General features: G+C 61.9%; 19 protein-coding genes. 7 read left to right on the top strand and 12 right to left on the bottom strand.

Annotated features, from left to right (window positions below; translation table 11 throughout):
* Positions 1–60 precede the first annotated feature (60 nt).
* The 5 genes from LB535_RS11345 to LB535_RS11325 form a co-directional block, all read right to left on the bottom strand.
* Positions 61–1,062, bottom strand: coding sequence for a bestrophin family protein (locus LB535_RS11345; RefSeq protein WP_224632221.1), 1,002 nt, complete (start codon positions 1,060–1,062; stop codon positions 61–63).
* Positions 1,063–1,269: 207 nt separating this feature from the next.
* Positions 1,270–2,010: a terminase large subunit domain-containing protein gene (locus LB535_RS11340; protein ID WP_224632220.1), complete on the bottom strand. Its 741-nt coding sequence runs from the start codon at positions 2,008–2,010 to the stop codon at positions 1,270–1,272.
* Positions 1,958–2,383 carry a hypothetical protein gene (locus LB535_RS11335; protein ID WP_224632219.1) on the bottom strand — a complete coding sequence of 142 codons (426 nt, stop codon included), beginning with the start codon at positions 2,381–2,383 and terminating at the stop codon, positions 1,958–1,960. Before LB535_RS11335 ends, LB535_RS11340 begins: the two co-directional genes overlap by 53 nt.
* Complete coding sequence (locus LB535_RS11330; protein ID WP_224610587.1) at positions 2,376–2,744, bottom strand: hypothetical protein; 369 nt, start codon at positions 2,742–2,744, stop codon at positions 2,376–2,378. Before LB535_RS11330 ends, LB535_RS11335 begins: the two co-directional genes overlap by 8 nt.
* A 246-nt stretch (positions 2,745–2,990) precedes the next feature.
* Positions 2,991–3,707 carry a hypothetical protein gene (locus LB535_RS11325; protein ID WP_224632218.1) on the bottom strand — a complete coding sequence of 239 codons (717 nt, stop codon included), beginning with the start codon at positions 3,705–3,707 and terminating at the stop codon, positions 2,991–2,993.
* Here LB535_RS11325 and LB535_RS11320 point away from each other — a divergent pair.
* Positions 3,706–3,891: a hypothetical protein gene (locus LB535_RS11320; protein ID WP_224632217.1), complete on the top strand. Its 186-nt coding sequence runs from the start codon at positions 3,706–3,708 to the stop codon at positions 3,889–3,891. The genes LB535_RS11325 and LB535_RS11320 overlap by 2 nt on opposite strands.
* Before the next feature lie 276 nt (positions 3,892–4,167).
* On the opposite strand, the gene LB535_RS11315 is transcribed toward LB535_RS11320, so the two are convergent.
* Positions 4,168–5,139, bottom strand: coding sequence for an IS1595 family transposase (locus tag LB535_RS11315; protein WP_224632216.1), 972 nt, complete (start codon positions 5,137–5,139; stop codon positions 4,168–4,170).
* A gap of 240 nt (positions 5,140–5,379) precedes the next feature.
* On the opposite strand from LB535_RS11315, the gene LB535_RS11310 reads away from it, so the two are divergent.
* From LB535_RS11310 to LB535_RS11295, 4 genes are all read left to right on the top strand, one after another.
* Positions 5,380–5,703 carry a hypothetical protein gene (locus LB535_RS11310; RefSeq protein WP_224632215.1) on the top strand — a complete coding sequence of 108 codons (324 nt, stop codon included), beginning with the start codon at positions 5,380–5,382 and terminating at the stop codon, positions 5,701–5,703.
* A gap of 153 nt (positions 5,704–5,856) precedes the next feature.
* The gene (locus LB535_RS11305) at positions 5,857–6,321 is read left to right on the top strand and encodes a hypothetical protein (RefSeq protein ID WP_224632214.1); all 465 of its coding nucleotides are present in this window, start codon (positions 5,857–5,859) and stop codon (positions 6,319–6,321) included.
* Between the two features lie 244 nt (positions 6,322–6,565).
* The gene (locus tag LB535_RS11300; RefSeq protein ID WP_224632213.1) at positions 6,566–6,820 is read left to right on the top strand and encodes a hypothetical protein; all 255 of its coding nucleotides are present in this window, start codon (positions 6,566–6,568) and stop codon (positions 6,818–6,820) included.
* Between the two features lie 71 nt (positions 6,821–6,891).
* Entirely contained in the window at positions 6,892–7,197 is a 306-nt protein-coding gene (locus LB535_RS11295) for a hypothetical protein (RefSeq protein WP_095768409.1), read from the top strand.
* A 91-nt stretch (positions 7,198–7,288) separates the two neighbouring features.
* On the opposite strand, the gene LB535_RS11290 is transcribed toward LB535_RS11295, so the two are convergent.
* Entirely contained in the window at positions 7,289–7,702 is a 414-nt protein-coding gene (locus LB535_RS11290; RefSeq protein WP_140841066.1) for a DoxX family protein, read from the bottom strand.
* 213 nt (positions 7,703–7,915) lie between these two features.
* The gene (locus tag LB535_RS11285) at positions 7,916–8,707 is read right to left on the bottom strand and encodes a tryptophan 2,3-dioxygenase family protein (RefSeq protein ID WP_224632212.1); all 792 of its coding nucleotides are present in this window, start codon (positions 8,705–8,707) and stop codon (positions 7,916–7,918) included.
* A gap of 137 nt (positions 8,708–8,844) precedes the next feature.
* Here LB535_RS11285 and LB535_RS11280 point away from each other — a divergent pair, with 137 nt between their 5' ends.
* Positions 8,845–9,318 carry an Lrp/AsnC family transcriptional regulator gene (locus tag LB535_RS11280; RefSeq protein WP_095768406.1) on the top strand — a complete coding sequence of 158 codons (474 nt, stop codon included), beginning with the start codon at positions 8,845–8,847 and terminating at the stop codon, positions 9,316–9,318.
* 429 nt (positions 9,319–9,747) lie between these two features.
* Here the strand turns inward: LB535_RS11280 and LB535_RS11275 are convergent, their stop codons facing one another.
* From LB535_RS11275 to LB535_RS11265, 3 genes are all read right to left on the bottom strand, one after another.
* Positions 9,748–10,107 (bottom strand): SPW repeat protein, encoded by a 360-nt coding sequence (locus LB535_RS11275; RefSeq protein WP_224632211.1) that lies wholly within the window; start codon positions 10,105–10,107, stop codon positions 9,748–9,750.
* A 165-nt stretch (positions 10,108–10,272) separates the two neighbouring features.
* Positions 10,273–11,328 (bottom strand): PAS domain S-box protein, encoded by a 1,056-nt coding sequence (locus LB535_RS11270; protein ID WP_224632210.1) that lies wholly within the window; start codon positions 11,326–11,328, stop codon positions 10,273–10,275.
* A gap of 60 nt (positions 11,329–11,388) precedes the next feature.
* On the bottom strand, positions 11,389–11,634 hold the full coding sequence (locus LB535_RS11265) for a hypothetical protein (RefSeq protein ID WP_095768404.1): 246 nt from the start codon (positions 11,632–11,634) through the stop codon (positions 11,389–11,391).
* Positions 11,635–11,902: 268 nt separating this feature from the next.
* On the opposite strand from LB535_RS11265, the gene LB535_RS11260 reads away from it, so the two are divergent.
* Positions 11,903–12,235 carry a hypothetical protein gene (locus tag LB535_RS11260; RefSeq protein ID WP_224632209.1) on the top strand — a complete coding sequence of 111 codons (333 nt, stop codon included), beginning with the start codon at positions 11,903–11,905 and terminating at the stop codon, positions 12,233–12,235.
* A 40-nt stretch (positions 12,236–12,275) separates the two neighbouring features.
* On the opposite strand, the gene LB535_RS11255 is transcribed toward LB535_RS11260, so the two are convergent.
* A complete protein-coding gene (locus LB535_RS11255) occupies positions 12,276–12,689 on the bottom strand; it encodes an HD domain-containing protein (RefSeq protein ID WP_140840707.1) in 414 nt (137 codons plus the stop codon).
* Positions 12,690–12,755: the final 66 nt, after the last annotated feature.

Below are 12,755 nucleotides of genomic sequence, written 5' to 3'. Positions count from 1 at the left end.
GCACCCCTCATCCGGCCGCTTCGCGGCCACCTTCTCCCGCAAGGGGAGAAGGAAAGAACTTCACGTCGCGATGTCGTTGACCGGCGCCAGCGGCGCGGGAAGCGCGGCCTCGCCAAGCCCACGCCGCAACTCGATCTCGATGTCGCGGCAGATTTGTGAGATCGGCACGTCGTTGGCGTTGCCTTCGAACGGATTGGCGCTGCTTTCGCCGACCAGGTCCAGCGACATGTAGACCCAGCCCAGCAGCGCGCTGAACGGGATGGTCAGCCAGATCGAGATCCAGCCGAGCGCGCCGCCCAGTTTGGCCATGTCGGCAAAGACCGGGACGACGCCGAAGGGCAGCAAGGTGCAGAAGATAATCATGAACATCGAGCTGACGATCGCGTATTGCCGGGGATAGGGATTGTTCTTGATGCGATCGCAACGCGCCTGCTGGTCCTGGAAGTCGCGTATCAGCTTGATCAATTCGGAATAGACCTGTGTCGGAACGGCTGAGCTCTTCAACAAGCCGTTGACCTCGGCCAATTGCCTGTCGAGAAGTTCTATCGCCGGCTGCGGCGATTTCAGCACGCTTTCGGCTTCCTCGCCCAGCAACCTACGCAGTTCCTCGGCAAGCGAGGTCTTATCCTCCTGGATGTGATAGCGCCGCCGCCGGAACTCGATGTTGGCCGCTTTCGCCAGCGATTCCCAGGGCATCGGCCGCCGCAGCGAAAAGCGCAGCGCCGTCAGCCAGGCGAGATGACGGTAGATCAGCTGGCGGGCGGTGGCAGCATCCATGAAATCCCGGCAGAAGCCGGACAGCATCCGGCTGCTGGCGGTGATCTGCGAGAAGGCCTGCAGAGCCTCGTTGGCGCGGGTGAAGACCTGCGAATTCTTGAATCCGGCGACGAGCGACACCGTGGTGCCGAGCACCAGCACGACCGACCACGGCACCGAGAAGCCCGCGGTCGCCGGAAGGCGGTAGGCGGCGATCGCCAACCCGCTCACCACGACCATGTAGATGACGCTGCGCCGCGACCAGAGCGCGAAGTCCAGCAACCTGTAAGAACGGCCTACATACATTCCTGAAATCCCTTACGGCATGCAAGTCGCGCGACCGCGCGTCGCGCACCATAAGGGGTGGAAATCGTTTTGACAGAGCCTACGGCAAGCTCCAGTTCGTCGCCCCCACGCAAGTGAGGGAGAGATGGCGCGGCGAAGCGGCGATGGAGTGGCGGCAGCGCCGGCCTTCGATGCAAGAGCGGAAAGCTATTCGTAGAGCTTATCGCCCTACGAAGCCCCCCTCTCCGGCCGCTGCGCGGCCACCTCTCCCCCGCCTTGCGGGGGCGAGGAACCCAAGTCCTGAACCGCCTCCGCGCTCAAAAACCGCAGCACCACGTCGCTCATGCCGAGCAGCGGCGTGAACGTGACGATCGTGATGCCGTCCGTGGCATTCGTACGGGTGAGGCCCTCGGAATAGATATCCAGCGGCGGTTCCTCGTCAAACCAGACGCCGTGCAGCGTCTCGCCCTGCCATTTCTCGCGGCCTTTTTCGTAGCTCTTGAAGGAAAGCACGCTCTCGCCGGTCTGCACATCGCCGCCACCGCCCCAGCGCACGACGACGCTGTCCAGCGCTCCCGGCGCGCCGCGGCCCATTACCGTGTCGGCGATGGCATCGGCCGGGATCATGCCGCTGCCCCACTCGCTTTGCTGCTGCGGCGGGCCGACCAGCACGCGCTGCGGATTGTCGCGCGTGCCCTCGCCGGTGACGCCGGCGGCCCAGAGCCTGACGGGTTGGCCGAACACCTTGCCCTTCCACCAGCCCGGATAGCGACCGGTGAGGTGCATGGCCCATTCCGCGCCCCCTGCCCTGGTCTTGCCGAGCTGGTTTCCGGCCATGAACAGACGCTCGCGGTGCGTCGCGCCTGCCGAATGAAATTCGGCCTGCTGCTTGTAAGGCGCGTAGGCTGCAAGAAGGTTACGGCGACGCCTGCGGTCCAGCTCCTCGAGCAGCGCCAGATAGGTCTGCATCGCTGTCCAGGAGGGGCCGGAGGCTCGTTTCGAGGCTGCGGATGCGGCTGCGGATCTCCTCATTGCTCAATTGCCCGAGGCTGGTTTGCTTGGCATCGACACGTTCCGAGAAATCCTTGGCCGAGAAATCCTTGGGCAGCAGCGTCAGCACGACCTTCAGATACTGCTCGGGTTTTTCGGCGCGCACCGCGGCGATGACGCCGGCGCCATGGACGCGGAAATCGGCGCGAAGCGCGGCGGCGAAATCGTCGACGAGCGTCCTTCGCGAGCGCTTGGGGCGGGGGGACGGAGCGGCAGCGGCTTTGGTAGCTTTCGGCTTTCGCCCCGCCCGCTTCGCGCCTACGGCCTCGCGGCGTCTGTTTTCGTCAGCCATGCGTGACAGAATCCGATGGCGCTGCTTTCGCCGCCTTCGCCTTGCGGACCTTGCGGGCCGGCTTCCTGCGCGGCCTTGCCCTGGCCGGCCTGGCGGGCCGGGCATCGGCGGACGGCGCGGCCATTGCCTTCAGCCCCGCCGTGGCTGTGCGGACCGCAGCCGGGCCGAGGCCCTGGCGCGGGAAACCGAAACCGGCGACGGCTTCATCAAGGCCACCGCGAACCATACCGATGCGCACGCCCGGCGCGACCTGCTCGAAACGGCCCGAGCGGTGCGGAAGGCTTGTGCCTTCGAATTCGCCGATAGCGCTGACGATTTCGGCGCCGTCATCGGCGGTGACGATGGTGGCATAGCGTGGCATCTGGGCCTCCAGCAGAATGTTGAAAGCGCCGCAGGACAGGGAAGGCGCCGCCAGCGCTTCGAAAGAATGGATGGCGCGAAAAACAAAAAACCCGCCGGCGGCGGGTCGTTGGCGCAAATCAGCACCATGGACAAAATAGTAGCATAGCTGCCTTCACCAGGCAATAGCCTCTAGGTACATTTTCCTAATTATATACTTGACGTACCAATGAGCGATTCGCTACAACGACCGGGACAGGCCGGCACATCAATCGAACAGTTTGACGATAGACTCCGTAAGGCTCGTGAAATCGCGGAGCACGGTCGCCAGTGGGCGACCCCGAAGCCCTTCCGGTTCGGAGAGGTTTATATCTACCCCCATGTCAGCCTCAATCCAGCTACCCTTTCCGAGGATGGCAAATCGCTGCCTTTTCTTAGTCAGGGGGCTAACGCCGAAAAATTGTCCTGTCGTGATGAGGGCCTGACGGAAGCCGATTTGACCGATGTCCTGCGTCGTCATCATCAATCGCTGGTGCTTTCGCAACAGATCGGCGGAATGGAGCGCGAACAGCATCGGGTTGCCATCGGCGTAGGGCTTCAATCCAGCGATGACGTCACGGTCGGCTTGCGAAAGATTTCTGAGTTTTCGCTTGAGGCCGTCGTCCTCGAAAACGGCGAGGTCTCGGGACACGGGAAAGTAAACGTTTTTGGTCCCTTTGCCGTTTCGAACGGCAAGAACACAGGCCAAAGCGTCTAGACTTGCCCTTAGCTCATGGATGATGAGCCCAGATTCAATGATTAGCGAGCGGGGCGGCTCCTTAGCCAATTCGATATAGAGCGTGGCGTCGCCGCTTATCGGATCGACTTCGTGCGATATCTGGTATGCGCCGGACCTGATAAATGCATCGATCTCGGCAGCTAGAATTGTGGAGCGATTCCGACACCATTGGATACGCTCTTTCGTTTCGTTAAGATCGGCAGCCATGTCAGATGCTCAAAAAGACAAAGACCAGGAAAAGGGCGACGAGGTATTGCGCCGCCTTTTGAATACGCCGCCGGACCATAGGACGGCCAAGAAGCCGGTTAACCGGCCATTAACCAAGAAGCCTGCAAAACAGAAACCGGGCGGCAATCCCGCGAAGAACAACCGCCCGGAAGAAGACGGCTAGGCCGCCTTACTTTTTGATCGTGCGAACAATGTGCGTGTTGGGTTTGCTTTGCGCGGTTTTCACCGACGTAAAGCGGCCCGTCACGGCACTCTGGCCGATCTTGTGGGTCTTGCTCATGCGTATCACCTCCTTTCTCGGGCAGTGGCCCGCCTTGGAGGTGTGCCCGTGAGGTGTGGTGACGACCGAATCACAAGACCGGCGAAATAATGGTGAAGCGCCTACTCGGAGTCGAGTCGGCGTTTCTTGCGCATACGGAGAAGTTTTCGCGCCTTCTGCTTAGGCGAGACTGGTTTCACCAATCCGCCGATAGGTAAGGCGCTTGTCGCGGGCCATACGAAGCAGATCTGCGGCGCGTTCAGCGTCCGAAATCTTCAAGGCGGCGCGGCGATTGTAGCGGAAATCGAACTCGGCAAGGTAGCGGTGCAAATGCGCTTCGCCGCAATGCTGATAGACGCCGATCATGCCGCGCTTGAAGACCGAGAACACGTTCTCAATGGTGTTGGTATGAACGATGCCGCGAACGTATTCCTTCGCCGAATGCTTCACGGTGTCGTGCGTGGCAAACTCTAGGCCGGTGATCGGATAGAGGTTGCTCTCGTCGGTGTAGAGCGTCGATTTGCGATCGGCGTTGCGGACCAAGATGTCGCGCACGGTAGCTTTCGTGGCGTGCTCGACATGGAAGGAACGGACGGAACCGCCGCGCTCGACCAGCGCAACAACGGTACGCTTCTGGGCGCCGCCGCTCTTGCCCTTCTTGATGAACGGACGGCCCTTGCGCTGCGGTGAGACGTAAGGAACGTCGCGCTTGCCAATATAGGTTTCATCGGCTTCGATGGTCTTGCCTTCGCCGCCGAGCGGACCGGACGACTTAGTGTCTTCCTTCATGGCTTCACGAATGCGGTGCGCCATGAACCAGGCGGTTTTGTAGGTGACGCCAAGCATACGGTGCAGCTGATGCGCGCTCATGCCTTTCTTGGACGAGGCATAGAGATGCGACGCCAGCACCCACTTATTGAGCGGGATTTTTGAGCGTTCGAACACGGTGCCGACTGTAACGGAAAAAGGCTGGCGGCATTCATTGCACTTGTAGACGCCGGGGCGCGTGGACTTGCCAGCAAGCTTGGTGATGCGCTCGGGATTGGCGTTACCGCAATGTGGGCAGAACGGACCGTGCGGCCAATGGATGGCTTCCAGATGTTCGCGGGCCTTGTCGGCGTCGTGGTAAATCTCGGCGGTCAGATCGAACATTGCGGTAACTCCTTGGGTTTGTTATCGCAAATTCCGTCTGGTACGTCAAGTATATAATTAGGTACATTTTCCTAAATTTCTCAAAATACCGGCGGCAAAGCCCCCGTGCGCGCCACACCTATAGATTGAAACGCCGGGCCAGATCACAACAATTTTTGTCGGAACGAACCTTGGTCCGACGGATTCCACCCCTAGTCGCAACGCGACAGATGACCGTCTCGCAACCGAGGAGAAGAGATCATGCTTACAAGGATTCTTGCAGCTTCGGCCTTGACCATCGGCCTCGCGACGGCGGCGATGGCCCAGAACGCGGGTACCGCCGGAAATGACGGCACGGGCAGCGGCCAGACCGTTACCGTCGAGCCGAAGACGCCGGCCGCGCCGTCGCCTGACCAGGCCGCTCCGCCCGATACCGGCACGACCGGCAGCATCACAGGCGGCGACATGAATTCGAGCGCCGACAAGAACTGCGCGAATCATCCGCAGGGCGCAATGGGCGATGCCAACAACAGCACCGCCACCACGGTGCAGCCGAACGTGAACGACAACAACTGCAGCAAGTAACTGCGGCAAGCAAGGGCATCGGGCTTGGACCAAGGGCCGTGGAGTTCGCTTCGTGGCCCTCGTCTTTTGGTCTGGCGGCGCGCCTGCGGAAACCGCGGGGGAACAATGGCACGGCTCGGCCGTTCGTTCCCAGGAGGCAAAAAGGAGAGACCGATGGCAGACAATGACAGCAGCACCACCAATTCAGCCAACGGCAACGCGAAAACCGCCGCCGCGCGCGCCACGCGCAACCGTCCCGCGTCCCGCAGCAGCGCACGAGCCTCGCGGGCATCGGAAGACGCGATGAAGAAGCAGATCGCCGAATTGAAGCGTGAGGTGAACCGGCTGAACCGCACGCTTTCCGAACAGGCCGGGGAAGCCGCAGAGACCGCGCATGGCTGGTATCGCGGCGCGGCCGACCGGGCTTCGAACCTTTACAGCGGCGCCTCTGACCGCGCGTCGCGCGCGGCGAGCCAGTTGCGCAGCCAGGCGCAGAGCGTTTCGGAGACCGTGCAGCAGAACCCCGGCACCTTCTCGACCGCGATGTTGATCGGCGGCCTGGTCGGCTTGCTGGCCGGCATGGCGATCAGCCGAAGCTCCGCCCCCGAGCCGGACTGGCTGCATCGTTGGCACAGGTAGGCATTTCCGGCCCGGCTAGAGAGCCGAGGCGAAAAACAACAGTGAGCGAGGATTGCCTTGCGGCGCCCGCGCGGAAGGAAAGGCCAGGCCTTCGCGCCCGGCCTTTTTCTTTCCTCGCCGCCTGTTTCCGAGGTTCTGCTGGGCCTGCTCTGTTCCGGCGGCCGTCCCGGGCTGGTCATTAGCCGATGCTTATGGGATCATTCCCTAAGGGGAATCGCGGAGAGCAGGCATGGACAAACCTGGCATGGCATCCGTCTTTCGGATGCGGCATGTGCCAGCAAGCATTTCGGGCGTTCGCAGCCTGGGCCGGGGCCAGGCCGATCCGATCTTCCATTCGAGACCGCTCGGCGAAGCGATCCGCTTCATCGCCCAGGCCGAGGGCCAATATGACCTCAGCGCCGTCGCTGTCTTCTACGGCGATCGCCAGACGCCGCCGCTCGGCAACCGCGAGATCAGGCGGCTTTGGAGCGAATATGGAGAGCGCTGGATGGAGGCCTAAGCGAGGCTCGCGCATCTCCGGATCGTAACCGCGGCTCGCGCGTTTCACCCCGGTCAATGGGAGCAAAAGCCATGAATGTCGCCAATCTGCAGCTCGAGGGCCTCCTGATGGCCGTCGCTTCGGTCAACCAGGTGCTGGTGCGCAAGGGCGTGCTGACGGTCGAGGAGATCGACATCGCGCTGCGCAAGGCGGAGGCCAGCGAAACCAGCGAGGAGCGCTCGGAAGGCATGTCGGCCTCGAGCCGCGACGCCGTCAACTTCCCGATCCGGTTGCTCGAACTCGCCAACCAGTGCCAGCCGGAGGCCGACATGCCCTCCTTCTCGAAGCTGGCGCGCATGGTCGGCCAGATGAAAGAGCCGTATAACGATCAGATGTGAGCATGTGGGAAGGCGCCTTGTCTTGAAATGTTAGCGCCGCCCCTCATCCGGCCTTCGGCCACCTTCTCCCGTAGAACGGGAGAAGGAAAGTTCATGCCCTGCCCGGCCAACCCAGCTTGACGGCCAGCACGCTGCCCGGGCCGTGGACGGCGGCGTAGAGCAGGCCGGCGGCGAACGGGAAATGCGACATGAAGGCGCCAAACTCGGCCTGGTTTCCGGCCCAGTGCGACGGGCCGTGAAAGGCGAAGCCGAGGAAGGTGACGTAGACGGCGCCGATCAACGCCAACGGCGTCAGATAAGCGCCGGTGAGGAAGGCGATCACCAGCAACGCTTCGAGGATCGCCGCGCACCAGGCCAGGAACAGCGGGAACGGGAAGCCGGCGGCCGCGATGTAGCCAGCAGTGGCGCCGATATCCATCAGCTTGAAGGCGACGGCCATCGCGAACATGGCGGCGAAGATCAGGCGGGCGATGAGAATGGCGGCGGTCTGCCAGGTCGACTGCATTTCCACGATGTCCTCCGGATTGTTGAAGCGGTTGATGCCCCCAAGGACGGGCGGAGAGAGATGGTTCCGACAGGCGCTGGAAAAAATTGTTTGGCGAGGCGCCACAACTTTCTCCTTCTCCCCTTGTGGGAGAAGGTGGATCGGCGCTTCAGCGCCGAGACGGATGAGGGGTGTTCCAGCGGAGTGAAACGCTGGCTTTCCCTGGAACACCCCTCATCCGGCCGCTTCGCGGCCACCTTCTCCCACAAGGGGAGAAGGAGAAAGTTGCGGCAGATGGCTGATCGAATCCCGAACGGTGCCGTATTCGGCGCCCCAGCGGTCCGTCATGGCGCAGCGAATGTCCCAGAGCTCGGGGAAGAAGCGGTGGCGGGCGCCGCCTTCGAGGATCTCCACCGGCCTGCCTTTCAGCGACTTCGCGCCGAGCCCGATCGAGCGGTGGATCAGATAGAGGTGGTTGGCGCGGAATTTCTGGAACAGCTCGTCGAACTCGATCAGTGCCTCGGCCACGACATAGGAATCACCGTGGTCGTAGTGCTCGTCATAGATATCTTCCACGGTCAGCTCGCGGCCGTCGAGATAGGCATGCCTGAAGGCCCGCCAAAGATCCGGCGGCAGGCGCAGCAAGAGCTTGAAACCTGGCGATTCCTGGCCGCTGCCATTGCCGAGCTGCAGGCGGATCTGCTGATACTCTTTGGGCGACATGGTCTCCAGGAGATCGAGCTGCGCCGTCATCATGCGCATCAGCCGGTGCACGCGGCCCATCAGCGTGATGATGCGGTGAGTGTCCTGCCTCTCCAGATAGTCGAGCACATCGACCAGTGTATAGGCGATGAGCTTCATCCAGAGTTCCTCGACCTGGTGCACGATCTGGAACTGCAGCTCGTCGGCGTTGACCATGTCAGAGAGCGGTTTCTGACAGGTCAGAAGCTTGTCGCATTTCAGATAGACGCCGTAGTCGCGCATCTCGGGGGCCTCGATGCGAGCGTGATATTCCGTCTTGTCCATGGCTTATCCTCCTCGCGGCAACTTTTCGACTTGGCGACAAGGATAGTGCTTTCGGCTTGAACATTGTTCCTTTCTGTTATTCAAATGACGTGGAATGAAGGACGATCGCCGATATCTTCTGTCATATTGGAGAACGAATGACGCTGGATGCTCTCGACCGCAGAATAGTCGCCGCGCTTGAGCGCGACGCACGCATCTCGTTCGGCGAACTCGCCGAGGAGGTCGGCTTGAGCAAGACGCCTTGCTGGAAACGGGTGAAGGCGTTGGAAGAGGCCGGCGTTATCCGGGGATATTCGACCCGCATCGACCCGGCCAGGATCGGCTTCGGCATCGAGGCTTTCATTCAGGTGTCGATCGACTTCGAGGTGTCGGATGCCTTCGAGGCGGCAGTGAAGAAGCACCCGCTGATCCGCCGCTGCTACGCCACCACGGGCGAAGCCGACTACCTGCTCCAGATCGTCACCGTCGACATGATGGCGCTCGACCGGATGCTGCGCGAAGAACTCAGCCGCCTGCCCGGCGTGCGCCGCACGGTAACTTCGATGGCGATGCGCGAGATCAAGGGCGACATCTCGTTCGCCGAGGCGGCGGCGCGTGCGCTGAGGGGATAAGGCGAGCGCCAAATTGAGACGTCGGCTCGACGGTATCCCTGTCGGCAATCGAGCCGTGGACGCAGGCCGCGCAGGCCCGCGCCGCATGGTGTCTTTATGGCGACGCAAGGCGCGATCTACTGGTTGGAGGACGCGTGACGAGAATATGGGAGCCTGATCACGGCCGGCTCCCGCTCCACCTTTTCCTTCTCAGCGTCGGCCTTGCGTTTCGGGCATTCCTCGAAATCATGGTCGCGGCCGCCGCAGTATGAGCAGCACTTGGCCGGGGTGTCGGGGTTAAGCATCGAGAACCATTCCCAAGAATGCACCAAAACGCTTCCCGTTGCAGCAATCGCGTGAAGACGCTGCAATGGCCGCTCAGCCCGATGCCCAGACGCCGCAGTAGCAGGAGCTCGCCGCTTGCGCGGCGGGCTCCCGCTCAATCACCGCTCACGCATGAGCGTGGGGATGACGGAAGTCCCAGACAGCCCAGGCCGATGCCGCGACCACCAGTACGCCGAGAACGACATGCGTGGCCATGATATACGTGTCAGCCGCGAAGTGTAGCAACCAGGGCGACACGATCAGCCAGAGCCCGAGGACGACGTTTACCCATTCTTCCCATTCGGCGAACACCGAAAGCGTCGCGAGCGCCAGCGCGCCGAGAAGAACGCCGACAATCCAGGCGTTCCACGCGGGCACCGTCGCTGCGGTGAATCCGATGACCCATGGTGAGATGAACAGGCAAATCGCCAGGATCAGGGTGATCCAGTCCTGACTCTTTCTTGCTTCCATCAGTTTGCTTGGCATGACAACCTCCATAGACGAAGCTTGACCAAAGCAACTGTATCCGCGTGGACATTGCACGCTTAGCGATTGATGTAATTACGTTTCTATCAGGCTGCAAGTGGCGGGCGGGCAGGCCCGAAACGCGCGTCGCCGGCGTGGGACGGCAGAAATCCCGCCGCCTGCCGCTCAGACGCCGAAGTCGGTGTCGCCCTCTGCCCCGAGCTGCGGAACGACGATTGCCTCGAGCGGCGCGTCGAGCGTCCATTTCACGCTGCCGGGCGAGCGTTCGAGACTTGAGGAACCGCTCAGCGACTGCGGCGCCACCCGCTGCAGCACCACGGTGCCAAAGCCCTTGCGCTCACTCGTCTTCTGCTCAGCTCCAACGGCCGTCGCGCCGGATGTCTCGTGCCACAGAAGATGAAAGCGCCGCTGCGCTTGCGGGCCGGGCTCGACCTGCCAGGTGATTTCGATGCGGCCGCCTTCGCCCGCCAGCGCGCCATATTTGGATGAGTTGGTGCCCAACTCGTGGAAGGCCATGCCGAGATTCTGCACGGCGTTGGACTGCAGCGTCAGGAGCGGCCCGGAAAGCGAGATGCGCTCCTCATGGCCGAAAGGCTTCAGATGCTCCTGGATCAGGTCGAACAGGCTGGCGCCGGCCCATTCGGAGGTGACCAGGAGATCGTGCGAGCGCGACAGCGCCATGATGCGCGAACGGATCAGTTCCTCGAACTCGCCCGGATCGGTGGAGCGCTTGCTGGTTTCCCTGATCATCGACAGGATCACGGCGAACTGGTTCTTCACGCGGTGATTGACCTCGCGCATCAAGAGCCGGATGCGGCGCTCGCTTTCCTTGGCAGCGCTGATATCGCGGGCGATCGTCGAGGCGCCGATGATCTCGCCCGCATTGTTCTTGATCGGCGAAATCGTCAGTGAAACGGTGATCAGCGAGCCGTCCTTGCGCCTGCGCACCGTCTCAAAGCTCGGAATGCGCTCCCCCTTGCGGATGCGGCCGATGATCTCGGTTTCCTCGTCTTGCATATGCTCTGGGATCAGCATCAGGATCGACCGGCCGATGGCCTCTTCGGCGGTATGGCCGAACATCCGTTCGGCCGCGTGGTTCCAGTCGGTGATCACGCTGTCCAGAGTCTTGCCAACGATGGCGTCGTAGGAAGAATCGACGATCGCGGCCAAGCGCGCATCGGCGTTCGGATCGTGTCGGAACGTCCCCCCGGGATTGGTCATGGACGGTAATTAGGGCCGGCCGAGGTCAAGGCAATCTGCCGCGAGCGAGCGTGCATCTGCTCAGGGTTTCGAGTCGCTGGAGCCATCTGCGACCTTCCGATCCAGCGATATCACGCCAAAATCCTGCGACTTCGCGCCCAGATCAGCGGTCAGAAACCCATCGGACGCCAGCCCACGGCGCAAAAGCTCGCGCACGGCGGCCGAGCGGCTTGGCATGCGTTTTTCGAAACGCCAGTTTTCCAGCGCCGCCAATTCCTCGTCGGTCAGCATGATCTGCAACCTTTGCGGCCGTTCAAGCTCAACCACTTCCGCCTCCATCCGAGCCGAATACGGGGAGTTAGTATGTGCCTAACTGTGAGTAGAAATAGGAAGCGGCCATAAGGCGTCAAGAGGGGATGATTTGCCGACTGGCAATGAAGCCAACGATGCTAACGATGCGGTGAACCCGCGTTTGATATACCTTGCTAACCGGCTGATTTATTTATTGTTTTTAAAATTTGTGTATTGCCAACCGCACTGCTCCAGCGCATGGTCGCAACAGAGGGATAGACCCCCGCGAAAGGAGGGTTTTCCAATGATGCGAGGATTTTCCAACCGGCTGCGCGACGACTCTCACTGCAAGGTCCAGCAGGCCCTGCGGATCGACGGGATCGTCAACATCATCCGGGTTGCGGAAGAAATCAGGCTCAAGAACCTCGCCGAGAACATCGCCCGCGAGGACATAGAAAGCCTGGTGATGCAAATCGCCCAACTTTACGGGGCGCCGATCGAGTTCGACGACCAGGCCTTAACGGCGCTCGACCTGCCGAAAGCCACGGGCGGCGACAACCGCAACGACCTCGAAAGGGCCCTGTGGGAGCACGCGCTGCCCGACGCGCGGCTCGATTTGCTGCAGCTCGACGAATAGCGGGGCGACGCCGGCAGCAGCCTAGTGCCCCCAACGCCGCTCAGTCCCTGGCGGCCAACTCGCCCAGAATGTCGAGGCCCGTCTCATACCGGTCCGGCGCAACGCCCGCCTGATGAGCTTGCCACAGATTGTCGCGCAGGTCGGCTATCTTAACCGGCAGGGCAAGCTCGTTCGAGGCGGCGCGGAAAATGAAACCCTCCTCGCTCTCATCCATGCGCCTGGTCAGCGCATCGACCGCCGCCACCACCGGCAGGCCGAAGCCGGCGCCGTGCAGCCGCTCGAGACTCCAACCCTCGCCTTTCTCGACCACGTCATGCAGATAGGCAACCGTCTTTTCGTCCAGCGTTTCGACCGCATCGGCAACCCGTCTCAGATGTTCGATGTAGGGTCTGCCGGTCTTGTCTTTCTGACCCCGATGGGCCTGCTCGGCGATTTTGGCGGCTTGGTGAAGCATGGTCCTTCCGATCTCGTCACGATAAAGCCCGTCCCGGCGAGGGACGGCCGAGGCGGGCTTGCTCGG

This window comes from Mesorhizobium sp. CA10, assembly GCF_020165285.1.
In the GTDB taxonomy this organism is placed as follows: Bacteria; Pseudomonadota; Alphaproteobacteria; order Rhizobiales; family Rhizobiaceae; genus Mesorhizobium.
The sequence above is the reverse complement of the archived record's forward strand: the minus strand, read 5'-3'. Positions and strand labels throughout refer to the sequence as shown.

What these genes read in the sequence shown, in the direction of transcription:
- LB535_RS11345 (WP_224632221.1), bottom strand. Translation starts at nt 1,062, where the DNA reads ATGTATGTAGGCCGTTCTTACAGGTTGCTGGACTTCGCGCTCTGGTCG.
- LB535_RS11340 (WP_224632220.1), bottom strand. Translation starts at nt 2,010, where the DNA reads ATGCAGACCTATCTGGCGCTGCTCGAGGAGCTGGACCGCAGGCGTCGC.
- LB535_RS11335 (WP_224632219.1), bottom strand. Translation starts at nt 2,383, where the DNA reads ATGGCTGACGAAAACAGACGCCGCGAGGCCGTAGGCGCGAAGCGGGCG.
- LB535_RS11330 (WP_224610587.1), bottom strand. Translation starts at nt 2,744, where the DNA reads ATGCCACGCTATGCCACCATCGTCACCGCCGATGACGGCGCCGAAATC.
- LB535_RS11320 (WP_224632217.1), top strand. Translation starts at nt 3,706, where the DNA reads ATGTCAGATGCTCAAAAAGACAAAGACCAGGAAAAGGGCGACGAGGTA.
- LB535_RS11325 (WP_224632218.1), bottom strand. Translation starts at nt 3,707, where the DNA reads ATGGCTGCCGATCTTAACGAAACGAAAGAGCGTATCCAATGGTGTCGG.
- LB535_RS11315 (WP_224632216.1), bottom strand. Translation starts at nt 5,139, where the DNA reads ATGTTCGATCTGACCGCCGAGATTTACCACGACGCCGACAAGGCCCGC.
- LB535_RS11310 (WP_224632215.1), top strand. Translation starts at nt 5,380, where the DNA reads ATGCTTACAAGGATTCTTGCAGCTTCGGCCTTGACCATCGGCCTCGCG.
- LB535_RS11305 (WP_224632214.1), top strand. Translation starts at nt 5,857, where the DNA reads ATGGCAGACAATGACAGCAGCACCACCAATTCAGCCAACGGCAACGCG.
- LB535_RS11300 (WP_224632213.1), top strand. Translation starts at nt 6,566, where the DNA reads ATGGCATCCGTCTTTCGGATGCGGCATGTGCCAGCAAGCATTTCGGGC.
- LB535_RS11295 (WP_095768409.1), top strand. Translation starts at nt 6,892, where the DNA reads ATGAATGTCGCCAATCTGCAGCTCGAGGGCCTCCTGATGGCCGTCGCT.
- LB535_RS11290 (WP_140841066.1), bottom strand. Translation starts at nt 7,702, where the DNA reads ATGCAGTCGACCTGGCAGACCGCCGCCATTCTCATCGCCCGCCTGATC.
- LB535_RS11285 (WP_224632212.1), bottom strand. Translation starts at nt 8,707, where the DNA reads ATGGACAAGACGGAATATCACGCTCGCATCGAGGCCCCCGAGATGCGC.
- LB535_RS11280 (WP_095768406.1), top strand. Translation starts at nt 8,845, where the DNA reads ATGACGCTGGATGCTCTCGACCGCAGAATAGTCGCCGCGCTTGAGCGC.
- LB535_RS11275 (WP_224632211.1), bottom strand. Translation starts at nt 10,107, where the DNA reads ATGCCAAGCAAACTGATGGAAGCAAGAAAGAGTCAGGACTGGATCACC.
- LB535_RS11270 (WP_224632210.1), bottom strand. Translation starts at nt 11,328, where the DNA reads ATGACCAATCCCGGGGGGACGTTCCGACACGATCCGAACGCCGATGCG.
- LB535_RS11260 (WP_224632209.1), top strand. Translation starts at nt 11,903, where the DNA reads ATGATGCGAGGATTTTCCAACCGGCTGCGCGACGACTCTCACTGCAAG.
- LB535_RS11255 (WP_140840707.1), bottom strand. Translation starts at nt 12,689, where the DNA reads ATGCTTCACCAAGCCGCCAAAATCGCCGAGCAGGCCCATCGGGGTCAG.